Source organism: Pseudophaeobacter sp. TrK17 (assembly GCF_042192375.1).
Taxonomy (GTDB): Bacteria; Pseudomonadota; Alphaproteobacteria; order Rhodobacterales; family Rhodobacteraceae; genus Pseudophaeobacter.
The window spans coordinates 2,881,325-2,897,988 of sequence record NZ_CP071700.1 but is presented as its reverse complement, the minus strand read 5'-3'; the positions used below and the strand labels follow the sequence as shown (position 1 = coordinate 2,897,988).

Sequence of the window (16,664 nt, the reverse complement as noted above, 5' to 3'; positions counted from 1 at the left end):
AGACCCTCTTTTTCTAGCCTGCATTTTGCTGTTTATAGGCGGCGGATAAAAAGGGCCATAGATCATGACAATGTGGGTATTCGGATATGGATCGCTGCTGTGGAACCCGGGATTTCCGGTGGCGCGCCGCGAGGTAGCAACCCTGCAGGGCTATGCGCGTTCTTTTTGCATGACTTCGATTCACCACCGGGGCAGCGAAGAGGCACCAGGACTGGTGCTTGCCCTGGATGAGGTCAAAGGATCACAATGCCACGGGCTGGCGCTGGCGGTTGCCGCCGGTAAAGAGGACCAAACCCTGGCCTATCTGCGCGAACGTGAACTGGTTTCCTCGGCCTATCTGGAACGTGATCTGACGGTTGCCTTGCACACAGGTGAAGAGGTTGAGGCCGTGACCTATGTCATCGATCCGCATCACGTGCAGTATTGCGGGGGGATGGCGCTGGAAAACCAGGCGCAGATCATCGCCACTGCGGTGGGCGGGCGTGGTCCCAATACCGAATATCTGTACAATACGGCTGAACATCTCAGCGAGATTGGCCTGGGCGACGCCGAACTGGAGTGGTTGATGATGCGTGTGCGGGAAATTACGGCATAAAGCCTTGTTGCTTTTGTCTCTTTGCCTTTAAGCTCCGAAGGGAATTGAGCTGAAAACCTGACAGGATCACACCGAATATGGCCCATACCGAACGCAAGACCAGGCCGCAGTTCTCGCAACCCGTTCGGCAAATCATCCTGATGCTGATCGCCCTTGGCCTTGCAGGCTTTGGCATCTTTGTCGCCCTGCCCAAGGTGCTGCCGGTGTTCCAGGCCAATCCCTGGCTCAACGGCTTTATTGTCATTGTGTTTGTCATCGGCGTTCTCTCCTGTTTCTGGCAGGTGCTGCAGCTGATTGGCTCGGTGCGCTGGATCGAAAGCTTTGCCTCTGGTGGCAGCCGCGGGGAGAACCGTGCGCCGTCGCTGCTGGCGCCCCTGGCGGCGCTGCTGCGCTCGCGGGCGGCCCGGATGCAGTTGGGCTCGTCTTCGACACGTTCCATCCTGGATTCCGTGGCGCAGCGGGTGGATGAAGAGCGCGAGATCACGCGATACATCGTCAACCTGTTGATTTTTCTTGGCCTTTTGGGGACATTTTACGGTCTTGCGACCACGGTGCCTGCGGTGGTGGATACCATACGCAGCCTGGCCCCGCAGGAGGGCGAAGAAAGCATTGCGGTGTTTAACCGTCTGATGACCGGGCTTGAGGCCCAGCTGGGCGGCATGGGGGTTGCCTTTGCCTCGTCTCTCTTGGGGCTGGCGGGATCGCTGATTGTTGGCCTGCTGGAGCTGTTTGCCGGCCACGGTCAAAACCGGTTTTACCGCGAGCTAGAGGAGTGGCTGTCTTCCTTCACCCGGGTCAGCTTTTCCTCAGGCGAGGAGGGCGGTGGTGGCGAAACCGGCGTGGTCTCTGAGGTGCTGGACACCATGGCGGAGCAGATGGATGCGCTGCAGGCGATGTTTGCCCAGAACGCCTCTAGTCGGGCAGAGATCGACAACAAGCTGTCCCAGCTGGTGGATGCGATAACCGATATGAACGCCCGTCAGGACCAGGCGGCGAGCATTTCCAGCGCGCTGGACCGGGTTGCGGTGGGCCAGGAGACCCTGACCGAGATCATGCGCGCCCATGGCGATGTTGGCATGGATGCCGAAAGTCGCATGAGGTTGCGCTCAATCGACGTGCAGATGCTGCGCATCCTGGAAGAGATTTCCGCCGGTCGCCAGGAAAGCCTGGCAGAGTTACGCAAGGACATCGACCTCATGGTCAAGGCCTTTGCGGTGCCCCGTGGGCGCGAGCGCCAGGCGCCAGAGCCCGAGCAGAGCGCCGGCTCCACCTTTCTGCAGGGCGAGGACTAGACCATGGCCCTGTCGCGGCGCAGCGGGCAGCGATTTCAGAGTTCCATCTGGCCCGGTTTTGTCGACGCCATGACGGGCCTGTTGTTGGTCCTGATGTTCTTGCTGACCATCTTTATGGTGGTGCAATTTGTGCTGCGCGAGACCATCAGCGGCCAGGAAAGCGAGCTGGATGATCTGTCATCCGAGGTGCAGGCGCTGGCCAATGCGCTGGGGCTGGAAGAACGCGACAACAGCCGCCTGAATGCGCGGCTCGGGGCGCTCAGCTCGACGCTTTCCACCACACAAAGCGATCTGGCGCAGGCGCAAAACGCCCTGGACCAGCAGCGCGCGGTGATTGCCGGGCTGACGGCTGAACGGGATCAGCAACGGGCGGATCTGGCGCAGGCACAAAGCCAGATCACCGCCTTTGAGGCGCAGGTAGCGAGTTTTATTGCCGGGCGGGATGCTGCTGAGGCGCGGATTGCGGAGCTGACTGAAAACCGGGACGCCCTTGAGCTGGAGCGCAGCACCTTGCTGAGTGAAGCGGAGGCGATGAATATCGCCCTGGCCCAGGCGCGTGAAGAGATCGACGCAGGTGTTGAAAACGCCCGCCTGGCGGCGGCTAAACGCGAAGCCCTGGAGGCGCTGATCACCGACCTTGAGGCGCAGGGCGCGCAGCAGGAAAGCACGGTATCGGCCTTGACTGCGCAGCTGAGCGCCGAAGAAGAAGCCCGCCTGGTCGAAGCTGCCGCCGCCGAAGCCCTGCGGGCGCGTCTTGAAACTGCGGATGCAGAATTGACGGCGATGACCCTGTCGCTGGAACGTCAGCGGCAGGAGGCGGAGGATACGCTGACGCTGTTGGCGGCGGCTGAACAGGCCAAGGAACAGTTGAACAGCGATCTGGAACAGGCCCTGACAACCCTGGAGACTGCCAAGGCACAGGGGCAGCAGCGGGATGAGCTGGCCGAACGTCTGACACGAGTGCTGGCGCAGATGCAGGTCTCACAATCCGCCGCCGAAGGCCGTGTCGCAGCGCTTGAAATCGAGCTGAACCGGCTGCGTCAGGACAGCAACGCCACACAAGAGCGTCTGAATGCTGAGCTGGACGGCGCCCGCCGCTTGGCCGCTGAAAACAAGGCTGCACTAGAGGCAGAGTTGGCGCGGCAACGCACCGCCAATGTGGAGACTGAAACCCAGTATCAAAGCGAGCTGGCCAACCTGCAGCGGCAGCAGGCCGAAACGGTCTTGCAGTTGGAGCAGCAACTGGCGGCACAACGGGCTGAGGCAGAAGAGGCCCAGCTTGAGATTGAGACGCAACTGGCCCGTTTGCAGGCCGATACGGCCTCGGTGATGTCCGGGCTAGAGGCAGAGCTGCTGCAGGCGCAGAACGAACTGGCAGCTGCCCGCCGCGCTGCCAGTTCAACCGCTGAGGAACGTGCCTCGGTTGAGCTGCGCCTGCTGGAAGCGTTGGATGCTTTGGAAAATGCCCAGGCGGCGGCCAGCGATCAGGCGGTTTTGCAGCAACGGCTTCTGGCGGCATTAAATGCCCAGCAAGAGGCCGAAAGCAGCGCCAAAACGGATCGCAGCCTGGCGCAGGACCGGGCGGCTCTTTTGGCCCAGGCCCAGGCTGCCTTGGCAGATCAGAAAACCGTCTCAGCCGAAGCGCAGCGCGAGACTGCACTGTTGAACCAACAGGTTGCTGCCCTGCGCGAGCAATTGGGTGGGCTGCAGGCCATTTTGGACGACTACCAAGCGCGCGATGCGGCGCAGCAGGTGCAGTTGCAAAACCTTGGCCAGGACTTGAACTCGGCCCTGGCGCGGGCCGCCTCAGAAGAGCGCCGCCGTCGCCTGCTGGAAGAAAGCGAACGTAAGCGGCTGGAGGTTGAGGCAGCAGAATTGGCCAGCAAGGCAGAAAGCCTGGAAACCAAGGCTGAGGAGTTGGAACGCTACCGCTCAGAGTTCTTTGGGCGCCTGCGCAATGTTCTGGGCAGTCAGGAGGGTGTTCGGATCGAGGGCGACCGCTTTGTCTTTGCCTCTGAGGTGCTGTTTGCCTCGGGCAGTGCAGATTTGTCCAGCGCGGGCAAGGGCGAGATTACCAAGGTGGCGAAGATCTTGCAGAGCGTCGCCGCCGAGATCCCACCAGAGCTGAACTGGATCATCCGGGTGGATGGTCACACCGACAATACGGCCATGGCGGGCAGCGAAAAATACAGCGATAACTGGGAACTCAGCCAGGGCAGGGCGCTGTCGGTGGTGCGCTTTATGATCGAAAACCTAGGCATTGCGCCGGATCGCCTGGCGGCCAATGGTTTTGGCGAGTTCCAACCAGTGAATACCGATGATACCCCGGAAGCGCGGGCTCAAAACCGCCGGATCGAGCTGAAGTTCACTGAGCGCTGACCGGGGCAACGGCCCAGGCGCTTCAGTCAATTCGCTCCAGCCAAGCTCCAGCAGTCAGGTTTTCCCGGGCAGGGCGCTCAGCGAAGGTCGACAACCTCTTCTATCCGGTCAATTTCTTCTTCATCGCGCAGCAGCACCGCCAGTGCCGTGTAGCGCCCATAATCCCAAGCTTCGCTGCGCAACCGTTTGCCAGAGGCCCGGAAAAACTGCGCCTGATCGCGTTCAAGCGTGATTTCGTGAACGGAAAAGACGCCTTTGGGCCCGGAAATGGTCAGGCGCACACGGTCGCCCTTTTGGCCACCAAAGGCATAGGCCCAAAACACCAGTGCCGGCGATTGTGTGGTCAACCGCTCACGCGTCGCCGCGCCGGATTTGATTTCTATGAACTCTGGAACATGGGTAGAGAACCCGGCCCCCAGAAAGCCCCCTGGCTGATAGGGCAGCGGCTCGGCCCATAGGCTAGTGGCGGGGGTAGCCTCTGATAGGCTAGTGGCGGGGGTAGCCTCTGTATCCAGATCACAGGATGGGCGCCCTTCCGGGGCAAAGGGGTCTACAACCGCGCCGTTTAGGCGGAGTGACAGGTGTAGATGGGGGAACTGGGTCTTGCCAGAAAGCCCGACTTCGCCCAGGGCGGTTCCAGCTGCTATCTGCTGGCCCTTTTGCACCCGGACAGAGCCCTGTTTCATGTGGCAATACTGGGTTTCCCAGCCGCCTTCATGGCGTAGGACAACGCCGTTTCCACATTCGCGCCCCTTCAGAAGCTCGGCGTTTTCCTGGGTGGAATAGGTATCCGGCATGGTGTTGCGCACCCCCTGGACAACTCCTGGTGCTGCGGCCCGGACTGCGACTCCGGCCTGCATGTCGCTCAGATAGGGCAGGGCGATATCAGTGCCTTTATGCCCCGAGTAGCTTAGCCCCTGGCATTTGTAATCCTGGGTCGCCGGGCCGGGGAGATGGTCGACATATTGTTGGATGTGACAGGTTTCTCCCAGGCGACAATCCAGCGGCCATTGCAAGGTGAAATCGCTCGCCACGGCAGGTGCCGTGACGAGCGAAAGGAGAAACGCTCCGAGAGATAGCCGCATGATCAGTCAGCAGTCAGCAATGGCGGTTTGTCGCCAGAGATCCGTGGCTTGGTTGGCCCTTCGATCCGCAGATCCAGCTTGCCATCCTTGATGCCAACCTTGACCAGCCCACCTTTTGCCAGCTTGCCAAAGAGCAGTTCTTCGGCAAGCGGTTTCTTGATGTGCTCCTGGATGACCCGGCCAAGAGGCCGTGCGCCCATGCGATCGTCATAGCCCCGTTCCGCCAGCCATTCCGCAGCCTTGCGGGTCAGCTCAATCGAGACATTGCGGTCCATCAACTGGGCTTCCAGTTGCAGCACGAATTTCTCGACCACTTGCAGGATGACCTCTTTGGGCAGTGGCGCAAAGGCGATCACAGCGTCCAGACGGTTGCGGAATTCCGGCGTAAAGGTGCGCTCAATCGCCGCGGTGTCTTCACCCTCGCGGCGATCACGACCAAAGCCGATCGCAGCCTTTGCCATATCCGAGGCACCGGCGTTGGAGGTCATGATCAGCACCACGTTGCGGAAGTTCACCGCGCGGCCGTTGTGATCGGTGAGCTGACCGTTATCCATCACCTGCAGCAGGATGTTGAAAACATCCGGGTGCGCCTTTTCGATCTCGTCAAGCAGCAGTACGCAGTGCGGATGCTGATCCACCCCATCGGTAAGCAAGCCACCCTGATCAAAGCCCACATAGCCGGGAGGTGCACCAATCAGACGGGAAACCGCGTGTTTCTCCATGTATTCCGACATGTCAAAGCGCAAGAGCTCCACACCCAGGGTGTCGGCCAGCTGTTTGGCCACCTCGGTTTTGCCGACGCCCGTGGGGCCTGCAAAGAGATAGTTGCCAATGGGTTTTTCGGGTTCACGCAGACCTGCACGGGCCAGTTTGATGGCGCTGGACAGCGCATCAATGGCATCGTCCTGGCCAAAGACAACCCGCTTGAGGCTTTTTTCAAGATCCTTCAGCACCTCGGCATCGTCCTTGGTGACGCTCTTGGGGGGAATGCGGGCGATCTTGGCCACGACGGCCTCGATCTCTTTGACGCCGATGGTTTTGCGGCGTTTGCTTTCCGGCACCAGATGCTGTGCAGCACCGGCCTCATCAATCACGTCGATGGCCTTGTCGGGCAGTTTGCGGTCATTGATGTAGCGTGCGGCCAGCTCGACAGCGGATTTGATCGCATCGGCGGTGAACTTGATGCTGTGGTGCTCCTCAAAATAGGGTTTCAGCCCTTTGAGGATCTCAACCGCATCTTGAACCGAAGGTTCATTGACGTCGATCTTTTGGAAACGACGGGCCAGGGCGCGGTCTTTTTCAAAATGCTGACGGAACTCCTTGTAGGTGGTGGAGCCCATGGTGCGCAGCTTGCCGCCCTGCAACGCAGGTTTCAGCAGGTTAGAGGCATCCATGGCACCGCCAGAGGTGGCACCAGCGCCAATCACCGTGTGGATTTCATCAATGAAGAGCACGCCATCGGGATGGTCTTCCAGTTCTGTCACCACTGCTTTGAGACGCTCCTCAAAGTCGCCGCGATAGCGGGTGCCGGCCAGCAGCGCCCCCATGTCGAGCGAAAAGATAGTGGTTTCAGCCAGAACCTTGGGGACTTCGCCCTGAACGATCTTGCGCGCCAGACCTTCGGCAATGGCGGTTTTGCCAACACCGGGATCCCCCACCAACAGCGGGTTGTTCTTGCGGCGGCGGCACAGCACTTGGATGCAGCGCTCCACCTCATGGCTGCGGCCAATCAGCGGATCAATGTCGCCTTCGCGGGATTTGGCGTTGAGATCGACGCAGTATTTATCCAGCGCGCTTTCTTTTTTGTCGCCTTCGCCGGGCGGGGGGGAGCCCATGGCCTCTTCTTCGCTTTCGGGGGCGCCAGTGACCGGGCGGGATTCGCCAAAGGCGGGATCCTTGGCCACGCCATGGGCAATGAAATTCACTGCGTCATAGCGGGTCATATCCTGATCCTGCAGGAAGTAGGCCGCGTCGCTCTCGCGTTCTGCAAAGATCGCGACCAAAACGTTGGCCCCGGTGACTTCGGTGCGGCCAGAGCTTTGCACGTGGATGGCGGCGCGCTGAATAACCCGCTGGAAGGCTGCTGTCGGGACCGCTTCGGATCCATCAACATCCGTCACCAGATTGGCGAGATCTTCGTCAACAAATTCAATTAGCGAAGCGCGCAGCTGACCCAGCTCAACACCACAGGCGCGCATGACGCGGGCGGCTTCTGGTTCTTCGATCAAAGCCAGCAGCAGGTGTTCCAGCGTGGCAAACTCATGGCGCCGCTCATTCGCCAGCGCGAGCGCGGCGTGAATGGCTTGTTCTAGTGTGCTCGAGAATGAAGGCACGGGCGTGCTCCTCTGTTCTTGGGTTGACCGGGGCATCGGCTTTCTGCCTCTTCCCCGTGCATCAACCATGTCCTCATAGTATTAGAGTTTGGTTGATAGAGCGGCAGCTTCAAGGACTTTCTTTCAAATTTGGGTCACATTTCTTTTTAAAGCGGTTGAATTGCACCCGGCCCTTGAAGGCTCAAACCGTGGTCGCGGGTGCTAGAACGTGTTCTTCCTGTGACGAATTTCTGCAAAAACCTCTGCGTTTTCAGCGCCTTCCATGCCAATGGCTGATTTGACTTTATCCAGATGAGCCCGCAAAAACGGATTTGTGTCCAGTTCCAGCTGCAATCGCGACGGAACAGTGGCTTCGCCTTTGGCGCGTTTTTTTGTGATTTCATCAACGCGCACCTGCAAGGCGGCATTGTCAGGCTCAATTGTAACCGCAAAACGGGCGTTGGATTGGGTGTATTCATGGCCAGAGTAAACCATGGTCTGCGGCGGCAGTGCCATCAGACGGTTGAGACTGTCCCACATCATGTCTGGCGTGCCTTCAAACAGGCGACCACAGCCAAGCGCCATCAGGCTGTCTGCGGTAAAGACAGCCTGGCTCTCGGGCAGGAAAAAGGCGATGTGCCCAATGGTGTGGCCCGAGACATCCAGCACCTGGACCTCTTCGCCAAACAATTCAAAGCGGGCGCCATAGTCCAGCGCATGGTCCAGCGGTGGCAGGCGGTGGGTGTCGGGTTTGGCGCCATAGACCTTGGCGCCATAGCTGCGGCGCAGCTCGTCCACGCCGTCGATGTGATCATAGTGGTGGTGGGTCAGCAGGATCGCATCCAAGCCCCAGCCACGGGTGCTCAGCGCTGATTTCACCGCAGCTGCTTCCGGCGCATCCACCAAAGCGGTCTGACCGCTCTTGGCATCGTGCAGCAGATAGGCATAGTTGTCCGAGAGACAGGGCAGGGTAATGATTTCCAGGGGCATGGTTTTTCGCCTCACCATTGTTACACTGCGCATAGATTGGCCCAAGCAGCAGGCACCCGCAATGCATCTTGATGTTCAGGATCTTAGGAATTTTTATTACCGCAGTACTCTGGGCCGTGCGGCGCAGGCCTCGGTGCGGAACCGATTGTTGGAGCTCTGGCCAGAAGCCGCAGGGCAGACCGTGGCGGGATTTGGCTTTGCCGCCCCCTTGATGCGGCCCTATCTGGCTGAGGCGCGCCGGGTCATTGCCTTGATGCCAGGGCCCCAAGGGGTGATGCAGTGGCCTGCAGGCATGCCCAATGTGTCGGTCCTGTGTGAAGAGACCAGCTGGCCGATCGAAACGGGGCGGGTGGATCGCCTGGTGGTGATGCATGGGCTGGAGACCTCGGAGCGGCCCTCCCAGTTGCTGGAGGAATGTCGCCGGGTTCTGGGGCCAGGGGGGCGGGCCATCTTTGTGGTGCCCAACCGGGCCGGGTTCTGGGCGCGGTCTGACAAGACTCCCTTTGGCTATGGACGCCCCTATACGCTTATCCAGCTTGAAAACCAGCTGCGCCTGCATGAGTTCACCATCGAACGCCATGCCGCTGCGCTATATCGGATGCCAAGCCAGAAACGGTTCTGGCTCAAGTCGGGTGCCCTGTTTGAGCGGGTCGGGCGGCGGTTACCAACGATGTTGGCGGGGGGCGTGTTTATGGTCGAGGTCAGCAAACAGACCCACCCGCAACATGGGCATATGACCAAGGTCAAGCGCGCCAACCCGATCCGGGTTCTTGAGGGATTGTCGAATCCCCTGCCAGACCCCGCCTGAGCCGACCATCTGTATTAGCCGGCCCGCCTGAAATCCTGCGCCCGGCGAATAATGGCCCACCCAATCCGGGGCAGGCTTGCGCCGGTCGAGGGGCGATTGCCGCGGGAGGGAGAGCGGTGCGAAGATGATTCTGTGTGTAACTTTTTGTAACGGAGGCTTGAATGCTGGCAGCATCCGGCAGGACTATCGGGGGTAATAGTGTCGTTTTTACGCAGTCAGGAATCGTAAATTGCTGCCGTAACGTAGATAAAAATGCTTTTGTTTAGAGGGGCAAACAGCCGCAGTTTGGCTAACTGATTGAAAACATTGAAGTCACGGAATTCACCCTAGGGGCTATAGACAGTTGATAGGTTGCTAAGGCTCTGTTACATCCACGCTGATTTTAACGCCCTGCCGCTTTTGGTGGGGCTTGCTCACGCCCCCGGACGCCGTCTGCTCGCAGACATGCCAACCGGGGCCAAATGTCGGAAGGGTGGACGTGTCCGAACCAGCTTCGATTTCAGCAGGCATTGCTGCGCGCTATGCCACTGCGGTCTTTGAGATCGCCGAAGAAAGCAAGGCGCTCGATAGCCTTGAAACCAGCATCAATGATCTGGCAGCTGCCCTGGCTGACAGTGACGACCTGCAAAACCTGATCAGCTCTCCGCTGATTTCTCGGGATGAGCAGGGTGCCGCGATTGCGGCAGTTGCGGATAAAATGGGCCTGGCGCCCGTTCTGCGCAATACTCTGGCTCTGATGGCGCAAAAGCGCCGTCTGTTTGTGGTTCCAGCGCTGATCTCCGCTCTGCGGGATCGTCTGGCTGAGGCCCGCGGTGAAGTGACCGCCGAGGTCGTTTCTGCCAAGGCGCTGACCAAGACCCAGAGCGAAAAGCTGGCCAAGACTTTGGCAGAGCGCGTAGGCAAAAAGATTACCATCAATGCAACCGTCGATGATAGCATCATTGGCGGTCTCGTCGTTAAAGTGGGCTCAAAGATGATCGATAGCTCGATCCGCTCCAAGCTCAACTCCCTACAGAATGCAATGAAAGAGGTCGGATAAATGGGTATCCAAGCAGCAGAAATTTCTGCGATCCTAAAAGACCAGATCAATAATTTTGGTCAGGAAGCCGAGGTGGCTGAAATTGGTCGCGTGCTGAGCGTTGGCGATGGTATCGCCCGCGTCTACGGTCTCGACAATGTTCAGGCTGGTGAAATGGTCGAATTCCCTGGCGGAATTATGGGCATGGCGCTGAACCTGGAGGCCGATAACGTTGGTATCGTTATCTTTGGCTCCGACCGCGACATCAAAGAAGGTGACACTGTTAAGCGCACCAACTCGATCGTGGACGTTCCCGTTGGCCCCGAACTGCTGGGTCGCGTTGTTGACGGTCTGGGTAACCCCCTGGACGGCAAAGGCCCGATCAACGCTGCAAAGCGTGGCGTTGCCGATGTCAAAGCACCAGGCATTATCCCACGTAAATCGGTTCACGAGCCGATGGCGACAGGCCTGAAATCTGTTGATGCGATGATCCCCGTTGGCCGTGGCCAGCGTGAGCTGATCATTGGTGACCGTCAGACTGGTAAAACAGCCATCGCGCTGGACACCATGCTGAACCAGAAATCCTACAACGATGCAGCAGGCGACGATGAGTCGAAGAAACTGTACTGCGTTTACGTCGCGATTGGTCAAAAGCGTTCGACTGTTGCTCAGCTGGTGAAAAAGCTGGAAGAAGCCGGCGCGATGGAATATTCGATCGTGGTTGCTGCAACCGCGTCCGATCCTGCGCCTCTGCAGTTCCTGGCCCCCTATGCGGCCACCGCGATGGCGGAATACTTCCGTGACAGCGGTAAGCACGGTCTGATCATCTATGATGACCTTTCCAAGCAGGCTGTTGCCTATCGTCAGATGTCGCTGCTGCTGCGTCGTCCGCCCGGACGTGAAGCCTATCCTGGTGACGTTTTCTATTTGCACTCCCGCCTGCTGGAACGTTCGGCCAAACTGAACGAAGACTTCGGCGCTGGCTCCCTGACGGCTCTGCCCGTTATTGAGACCCAGGGTGGTGACGTTTCCGCCTTTATTCCAACCAACGTGATTTCGATCACCGATGGCCAGATCTTCCTGGAAACCGAACTGTTCTACCAGGGCATCCGTCCTGCTGTGAACACCGGTCTGTCGGTTTCGCGTGTTGGCTCCTCGGCCCAGACAAACTCGATGAAGTCTGTTGCGGGTCCGGTGAAACTGGAACTGGCTCAGTACCGCGAAATGGCGGCCTTTGCGCAGTTTGGGTCTGACCTTGACGCCGCCACTCAGCAGCTGCTGAACCGTGGTGCCCGTCTGACCGAGCTGATGAAGCAGGCGCAGTATTCGCCGCTGACCAACGCAGAAATCGTTTGCGTGATCTTCGCCGGCACCCAAGGCTACCTCGACAAGATCGACGTAAAGTCCGTGGGCCGCTATGAAGAAGGCATGCTGGCGCATCTGCGTGGCAAGCACGCTGATCTGCTCGAGTGGATTTCGACCGAAGATCCAAAGATCAAGGGCGATGCCGCCGACAAAATCAAAGCAGCGCTGGACGAATTCGCCGCAGATTTCGCTTAAGGGGATAAGGCAATGCCAAATCTCAAGGACCTGAAAAACAGGATCGCGAGTGTCAAAAGCACTCGTAAGATCACAAAAGCCATGCAAATGGTGGCCGCGGCGAAACTTCGCCGCGCCCAGGAAGCTGCTGAAGATTCACGTCCCTACACCAAGCGGTTCAACGCCGTTATGGCGGGGCTTGCCTCTTCTGTTGGTGGCAGCGATAGCGCGCCAAAACTGCTGCGCGGCACCGGTAGCGATCAGGTTCAACTGCTTGTTGTCCTGACCGCTGAGCGGGGCCTGTGTGGTGGCTTTAACGCCAATATCGCCAAACTGGCGCGCCAAAAGGCGCAGGAGCTGAAAGCGGCTGGCAAAACGGTCAAGATCCTGACCGTTGGTAAAAAGGGCCGCGACGCGCTGCGTCGCGATCTGGCTGATGATTTTATCGGCCACGTGGACCTGAGCGAAGTCAAGCGCATCGGCTATGCCAACGCGCAGGACATCGCAAAGGATATCCTGACCCGCTTTGACGCTGGTGAATTTGATGTTGCGACCCTGTTCTTTGCAGAGTTCGTCAATGTCGTGACCCAGGTGCCAACAGCGCAGCAGATCATTCCGGCCTCTTACGAGGGCGGTGCCGCTGAAGAGACATCCGCGGCCGTTTACGACTACGAGCCCAGCGAAGAGGCGATCCTCGCCGACCTGCTGCCCCGTGGCGTATCGACCCAGATCTTTTCGGCGCTGCTGGAAAATGGTGCATCCGAACAGGGTGCCCGGATGAGTGCGATGGATAACGCCACACGTAACGCTGGCGAGATGATCGACAAGCTGACCATCGAGTTCAACCGCTCGCGTCAGGCCGTCATCACCAACGAGCTGATTGAAATCATTTCGGGCGCTGAGGCGCTCTAAGAGACAACCGGAGACAAACACATGGCAAACGCAAAAGGCAAAATCACGCAGGTGATTGGCGCCGTTGTGGACGTGCAGTTCGAGGATGCCCTGCCGGAAATCCTCAACGCTGTGACCACCGACAACAACGGTAAGAACCTGGTTCTCGAGGTTGCTCAGCACCTGGGTGAGAACACAGTCCGTACCATCGCTATGGACGCAACCGAAGGTCTGGTGCGCGGTCAGGAAGTGACCGACACTGGCGCGCCTATCTCGGTTCCAGTGGGCAACGCCACACTGGGTCGTATCCTGAACGTCATCGGCGAGCCCGTTGATGAAAAGGGTCCCGTAGAATCCACTGAAACACGTGGCATCCACGGCGACGCGCCTTCCTTCGCTGATCAGTCCACCGCAACCGAGATCCTGACCACAGGTATCAAGGTTATCGACCTTCTGGCCCCCTACACCAAGGGTGGTAAAATTGGTCTGTTCGGCGGTGCCGGCGTTGGTAAAACCGTTCTGATCATGGAACTGATCAACAACATCGCGAAGGTGCACTCTGGTGTATCCGTGTTCGCCGGTGTTGGTGAGCGGACCCGTGAGGGCAACGATCTGTACCACGAAATGATCGAATCCGGTGTTATCGTTCCCGACAACCTGGTCGATTCTAAAATTGCCCTGGTCTACGGCCAGATGAACGAACCTCCCGGTGCGCGTATGCGGGTTGCTCTGTCGGGTCTGACCCTGGCGGAACAGTTCCGTGATGACAGTGGCTCGGACGTTCTGTTCTTTGTGGACAACATCTTCCGCTTCACACAGGCGGGTTCCGAGGTGTCTGCTCTGCTGGGTCGTATTCCTTCGGCGGTGGGCTACCAGCCAACACTGGCCACCGACATGGGTGCGATGCAGGAACGGATCTCTTCGACCAAAAACGGTTCGATTACCTCCGTTCAGGCCGTCTACGTTCCTGCGGATGACCTTACTGACCCTGCGCCTGCGACCTCGTTTGCGCACCTGGATGCGACAACCGTTCTGGATCGTGCGATCTCGGAAAAAGGTATCTATCCTGCGGTTGACCCGCTTGGTTCGACCTCGCGTCTGCTGGATCCACTGATCATTGGTGACGAGCACTATAAAGTTGCCACCGACGTTCAGCAGATCCTTCAGCGTTATAAATCGCTGCAGGACATCATCGCCATTCTCGGCATGGACGAGCTTTCTGAAGACGACAAACTGGCCGTGGCCCGTGCGCGTAAGATCGAACGCTTCCTGTCTCAGCCGTTTGACGTTGCAAAAATCTTCACCGGTGCCGACGGTAAACAGGTTCCGCTGGAAGACACCATTGCATCGTTCAAGGCCGTTGTGGCTGGCGAATACGACCACCTGCCCGAAGGCGCCTTCTACATGGTTGGCGGCATCGACGAAGTGATCGCAAAAGCCGAAAAAATGGCTGCTGACGCGGCCTAAGGAGGGCCCTGATGGCTGATACCATGCAATTTGACCTCGTAAGCCCGGAGCGCAGCCTAGCGTCGCTCCAGGTGAACGCGGTGCAGATCCCCGGCGCGGAGGGTGACATGACGGCTATGCCGATGCATGCACCCACCATCACCACCCTGCGTCCGGGTGTCCTGCGGGTTGAAAGCTCGCAAGGCACTTCGGAATTTGTGGTCACTGGCGGTTTTGCCGAAATCAGCGCTGAGGCCCTTTCGGTCCTCGCTGAGAAGGCAATCCCAATGGATGAGATGACCCGCGCCCATCTGGACGAGCTGATCGAAGAGGCTCGTAACATGTATAAAACCGCGCAGGAAGCGGAGCAGCCCCACGACATCGTCGAGGAAGCCGCTAAGCTGCTGTCGGACATGGAGGCCCTGGGCACACATATGAGCCTGTAACGGCCCATGGATGCACGCCCAGTGTGTTCTCGAGACTTAGAAACCGGCCCGTCTGAGTGATGGGCCGGTTTTGTTTTTTGAATCTTAGAATTTTTTGGTTTTTAATGGCCGAACCGTGATTTCGCGCGGATAGACTGAAGCTGGAACGATAAGACATGCAACGACTACACAATCCACGGATTGGAATTGACCAGGGCGAACTGGTGTTGTTTTCCGAATTCGACAGCGGCGGCAGCATGTGGACCGGAGAGGGCGCCCGCGAGCGGCGCAAGCTGGTGACATTCCAGGAAGCCTATCGCCGCCCACCTGCGGTGCAGGTCTCGATCTCGCTCTGGGATATGGACACCAGCGCCGCCATCCGTGCCGAGCTGGTAACGGAGAATATCACCACCACGGATTTTGAAGTGGTGTTCCGCACCTGGGCCGACAGCCGCATCGCCCGCCTGCGCACCGCCTGGATCGCCATGGGCGAGCTTCCCTTCGAAGACGACTGGGATGACGTGGATTGAGGGTTGCGGGGTGGGCTTGTGTTATCGCAAAGGTCAGCACTGCGGGGTGGTTTCAACGGGTGAGCGCAACACTTTAATCTTTTTGGAAAGATGGAGTGTGAGAGATGAAGTATCGAACGCGGACGTTTTACACGTATAAACAGAAATCCGAGATGTGGGATCGGTGGCAGCGCGGAGCGTCGATGAGTTCGATTGGTCGGCACTTCAATCGTGCATCGTCTTCAATCTTCCCGCATTTCGCGCAGTTCGGCGGTATCCGCCCACCAGTTCGAAAGCGGTCCCGATTTGCTTTGAGCTTATCGGAGAGAGAAGAGATATCTCGCGGCTTGGTCGCAAATCAGTCATTGCGCTCAATTGCCAATAGCCTGAACCGGTCGCCTTCGACGATCAGTCGAGAGGTCCGCAGAAATGGCGGGCGTCTGACCTATCGCGCGGCGTGCTCAGATCAGCGCGCCTGGGACTGCGCGACGCGGCCCAAATCATGTAAACTCTCTTTCAACGACCCGTTGTGCCAACTGATTACACGCAAGTTGCGCCGGAAATGGTCACCACAGCAGATCGCTGGTTGGCTTAAGCGCAAGCATCCAGACGAGGAGCAGTACCGCGTGTCCCACGAAACGATCTACCGCAGCCTTTATGTAGAGGCCCGTGGGGTCTTGAAGAAGGAATTGCAAGAGTGTTTACGCAGCCCGCGTGCCATTCGACGATCACGACACGCGACCCAGAAAGGGTTGAAACTGCGCAAGATCAAGGATGCGACCCCGATCAGTGAACGCCCTCCTGAGATCGAAGATCGCGCTGTTCCGGGGCACTGGGAAGGTGATTTGATCGTTGGCTCGAACAACAGCTACATCGCCACGCTGGTGGAGCGCCATTCCCGGTTTGTGATGTTGGCCAAAGTCGAAAACAAGGACACCCAAAGTGTTATCACGGCCCTGATCAAGCAGGCCCGCAAGCTGCCTAAAGAGCTGTATCGGTCACTGACATGGGACCGAGGATCCGAGATGGCAGGGCATGCGAAGTTCACCATGGCCACAAAGATCGACGTCTTCTTTTGCGATCCACAGTCACCTTGGCAACGCGGTAGCAATGAAAACACCAACCGGCTACTTCGCCAATACTTTCCCAAAGGCACTGACATATCGGGCTTTAGCCAAGCCAAACTCAGCGCCGTTGCACGCCAGCTGAACGAGCGGCCCCGAAAAACCTTGCAATACCAAACCCCAGCAGAGAAATTTGAGGCATGTGTTGCGGCGATCAGTTGAAACCGCAGGACAAAGTGAGCGTTCGCTGCGACTGCGCCAATGACAGCTGTTGGGTGTTGCGAAGCATGAATAAGTTGATTCAGACTATG

At 58.5% G+C, this 16,664-nt stretch carries 14 protein-coding genes; 11 read left to right on the top strand and 3 right to left on the bottom strand.

Annotated elements, in window-relative coordinates:
• The first annotated feature begins 64 nt into the window (after positions 1 to 64).
• From JZI28_RS13700 to JZI28_RS13690, 3 genes are all read left to right on the top strand, one after another.
• Positions 65 to 595, top strand: coding sequence for a gamma-glutamylcyclotransferase (locus tag JZI28_RS13700; protein WP_375697951.1), 531 nt, complete (start codon positions 65 to 67; stop codon positions 593 to 595).
• A 77-nt stretch (positions 596 to 672) separates the two neighbouring features.
• Positions 673 to 1,887, top strand: a complete 1,215-nt coding sequence (locus JZI28_RS13695) for a biopolymer transporter ExbB (RefSeq protein ID WP_348157595.1) — start codon at positions 673 to 675, stop codon at positions 1,885 to 1,887.
• Positions 1,888 to 1,890: 3 nt separating this feature from the next.
• On the top strand, positions 1,891 to 4,266 hold the full coding sequence (locus JZI28_RS13690) for a peptidoglycan -binding protein (RefSeq protein WP_375697950.1): 2,376 nt from the start codon (positions 1,891 to 1,893) through the stop codon (positions 4,264 to 4,266).
• A 77-nt stretch (positions 4,267 to 4,343) separates the two neighbouring features.
• Here the strand turns inward: JZI28_RS13690 and JZI28_RS13685 are convergent, their stop codons facing one another.
• The 3 genes from JZI28_RS13685 to gloB all read right to left on the bottom strand — a co-directional run bounded on the left by JZI28_RS13685 (position 4,344) and on the right by gloB (position 8,653).
• Complete coding sequence (locus tag JZI28_RS13685) at positions 4,344 to 5,351, bottom strand: M23 family metallopeptidase (protein ID WP_375697949.1); 1,008 nt, start codon at positions 5,349 to 5,351, stop codon at positions 4,344 to 4,346.
• Positions 5,352 to 5,353: 2 nt separating this feature from the next.
• Entirely contained in the window at positions 5,354 to 7,684 is a 2,331-nt protein-coding gene (clpA, locus tag JZI28_RS13680; protein WP_297340487.1) for an ATP-dependent Clp protease ATP-binding subunit ClpA, read from the bottom strand.
• A 201-nt stretch (positions 7,685 to 7,885) separates the two neighbouring features.
• Positions 7,886 to 8,653, bottom strand: a complete 768-nt coding sequence (gene gloB, locus JZI28_RS13675; protein ID WP_375697948.1) for a hydroxyacylglutathione hydrolase — start codon at positions 8,651 to 8,653, stop codon at positions 7,886 to 7,888.
• Positions 8,654 to 8,714: 61 nt separating this feature from the next.
• Here gloB and JZI28_RS13670 point away from each other — a divergent pair, with 61 nt between their 5' ends.
• From JZI28_RS13670 to JZI28_RS13635, 8 genes are all read left to right on the top strand, one after another.
• Positions 8,715 to 9,461: a methyltransferase domain-containing protein gene (locus JZI28_RS13670; RefSeq protein ID WP_295451588.1), complete on the top strand. Its 747-nt coding sequence runs from the start codon at positions 8,715 to 8,717 to the stop codon at positions 9,459 to 9,461.
• 478 nt (positions 9,462 to 9,939) lie between these two features.
• Positions 9,940 to 10,500, top strand: a complete 561-nt coding sequence (locus JZI28_RS13665) for a F0F1 ATP synthase subunit delta (RefSeq protein WP_295451585.1) — start codon at positions 9,940 to 9,942, stop codon at positions 10,498 to 10,500.
• Complete coding sequence (atpA, locus tag JZI28_RS13660; protein ID WP_295451583.1) at positions 10,501 to 12,039, top strand: F0F1 ATP synthase subunit alpha; 1,539 nt, start codon at positions 10,501 to 10,503, stop codon at positions 12,037 to 12,039.
• A 12-nt stretch (positions 12,040 to 12,051) separates the two neighbouring features.
• Positions 12,052 to 12,930: a F0F1 ATP synthase subunit gamma gene (locus JZI28_RS13655; protein WP_295451581.1), complete on the top strand. Its 879-nt coding sequence runs from the start codon at positions 12,052 to 12,054 to the stop codon at positions 12,928 to 12,930.
• Between the two features lie 21 nt (positions 12,931 to 12,951).
• Positions 12,952 to 14,376, top strand: a complete 1,425-nt coding sequence (gene atpD, locus JZI28_RS13650) for a F0F1 ATP synthase subunit beta (RefSeq protein ID WP_375697947.1) — start codon at positions 12,952 to 12,954, stop codon at positions 14,374 to 14,376.
• Between the two features lie 11 nt (positions 14,377 to 14,387).
• Positions 14,388 to 14,801, top strand: coding sequence for a F0F1 ATP synthase subunit epsilon (locus tag JZI28_RS13645; RefSeq protein ID WP_295451576.1), 414 nt, complete (start codon positions 14,388 to 14,390; stop codon positions 14,799 to 14,801).
• A 155-nt stretch (positions 14,802 to 14,956) separates the two neighbouring features.
• Positions 14,957 to 15,310, top strand: a complete 354-nt coding sequence (locus JZI28_RS13640) for an H-type lectin domain-containing protein (protein ID WP_375697946.1) — start codon at positions 14,957 to 14,959, stop codon at positions 15,308 to 15,310.
• Positions 15,311 to 15,414: 104 nt separating this feature from the next.
• Complete coding sequence (locus JZI28_RS13635) at positions 15,415 to 16,575, top strand: IS30 family transposase (RefSeq protein WP_375697945.1); 1,161 nt, start codon at positions 15,415 to 15,417, stop codon at positions 16,573 to 16,575.
• Positions 16,576 to 16,664: the final 89 nt, after the last annotated feature.

Coding starts and splice junctions, on each gene's coding strand:
- gloB (WP_375697948.1), bottom strand. CDS start 8,653: ATGCCCCTGGAAATCATTACCCTGCCCTGTCTCTCGGACAACTATGCC.
- JZI28_RS13700 (WP_375697951.1), top strand. CDS start 65: ATGACAATGTGGGTATTCGGATATGGATCGCTGCTGTGGAACCCGGGA.
- JZI28_RS13635 (WP_375697945.1), top strand. CDS start 15,415: ATGAAGTATCGAACGCGGACGTTTTACACGTATAAACAGAAATCCGAG.
- JZI28_RS13645 (WP_295451576.1), top strand. CDS start 14,388: ATGGCTGATACCATGCAATTTGACCTCGTAAGCCCGGAGCGCAGCCTA.
- JZI28_RS13655 (WP_295451581.1), top strand. CDS start 12,052: ATGCCAAATCTCAAGGACCTGAAAAACAGGATCGCGAGTGTCAAAAGC.
- JZI28_RS13670 (WP_295451588.1), top strand. CDS start 8,715: ATGCATCTTGATGTTCAGGATCTTAGGAATTTTTATTACCGCAGTACT.
- atpA (WP_295451583.1), top strand. CDS start 10,501: ATGGGTATCCAAGCAGCAGAAATTTCTGCGATCCTAAAAGACCAGATC.
- JZI28_RS13685 (WP_375697949.1), bottom strand. CDS start 5,351: ATGCGGCTATCTCTCGGAGCGTTTCTCCTTTCGCTCGTCACGGCACCT.
- JZI28_RS13690 (WP_375697950.1), top strand. CDS start 1,891: ATGGCCCTGTCGCGGCGCAGCGGGCAGCGATTTCAGAGTTCCATCTGG.
- atpD (WP_375697947.1), top strand. CDS start 12,952: ATGGCAAACGCAAAAGGCAAAATCACGCAGGTGATTGGCGCCGTTGTG.
- JZI28_RS13695 (WP_348157595.1), top strand. CDS start 673: ATGGCCCATACCGAACGCAAGACCAGGCCGCAGTTCTCGCAACCCGTT.
- JZI28_RS13640 (WP_375697946.1), top strand. CDS start 14,957: ATGCAACGACTACACAATCCACGGATTGGAATTGACCAGGGCGAACTG.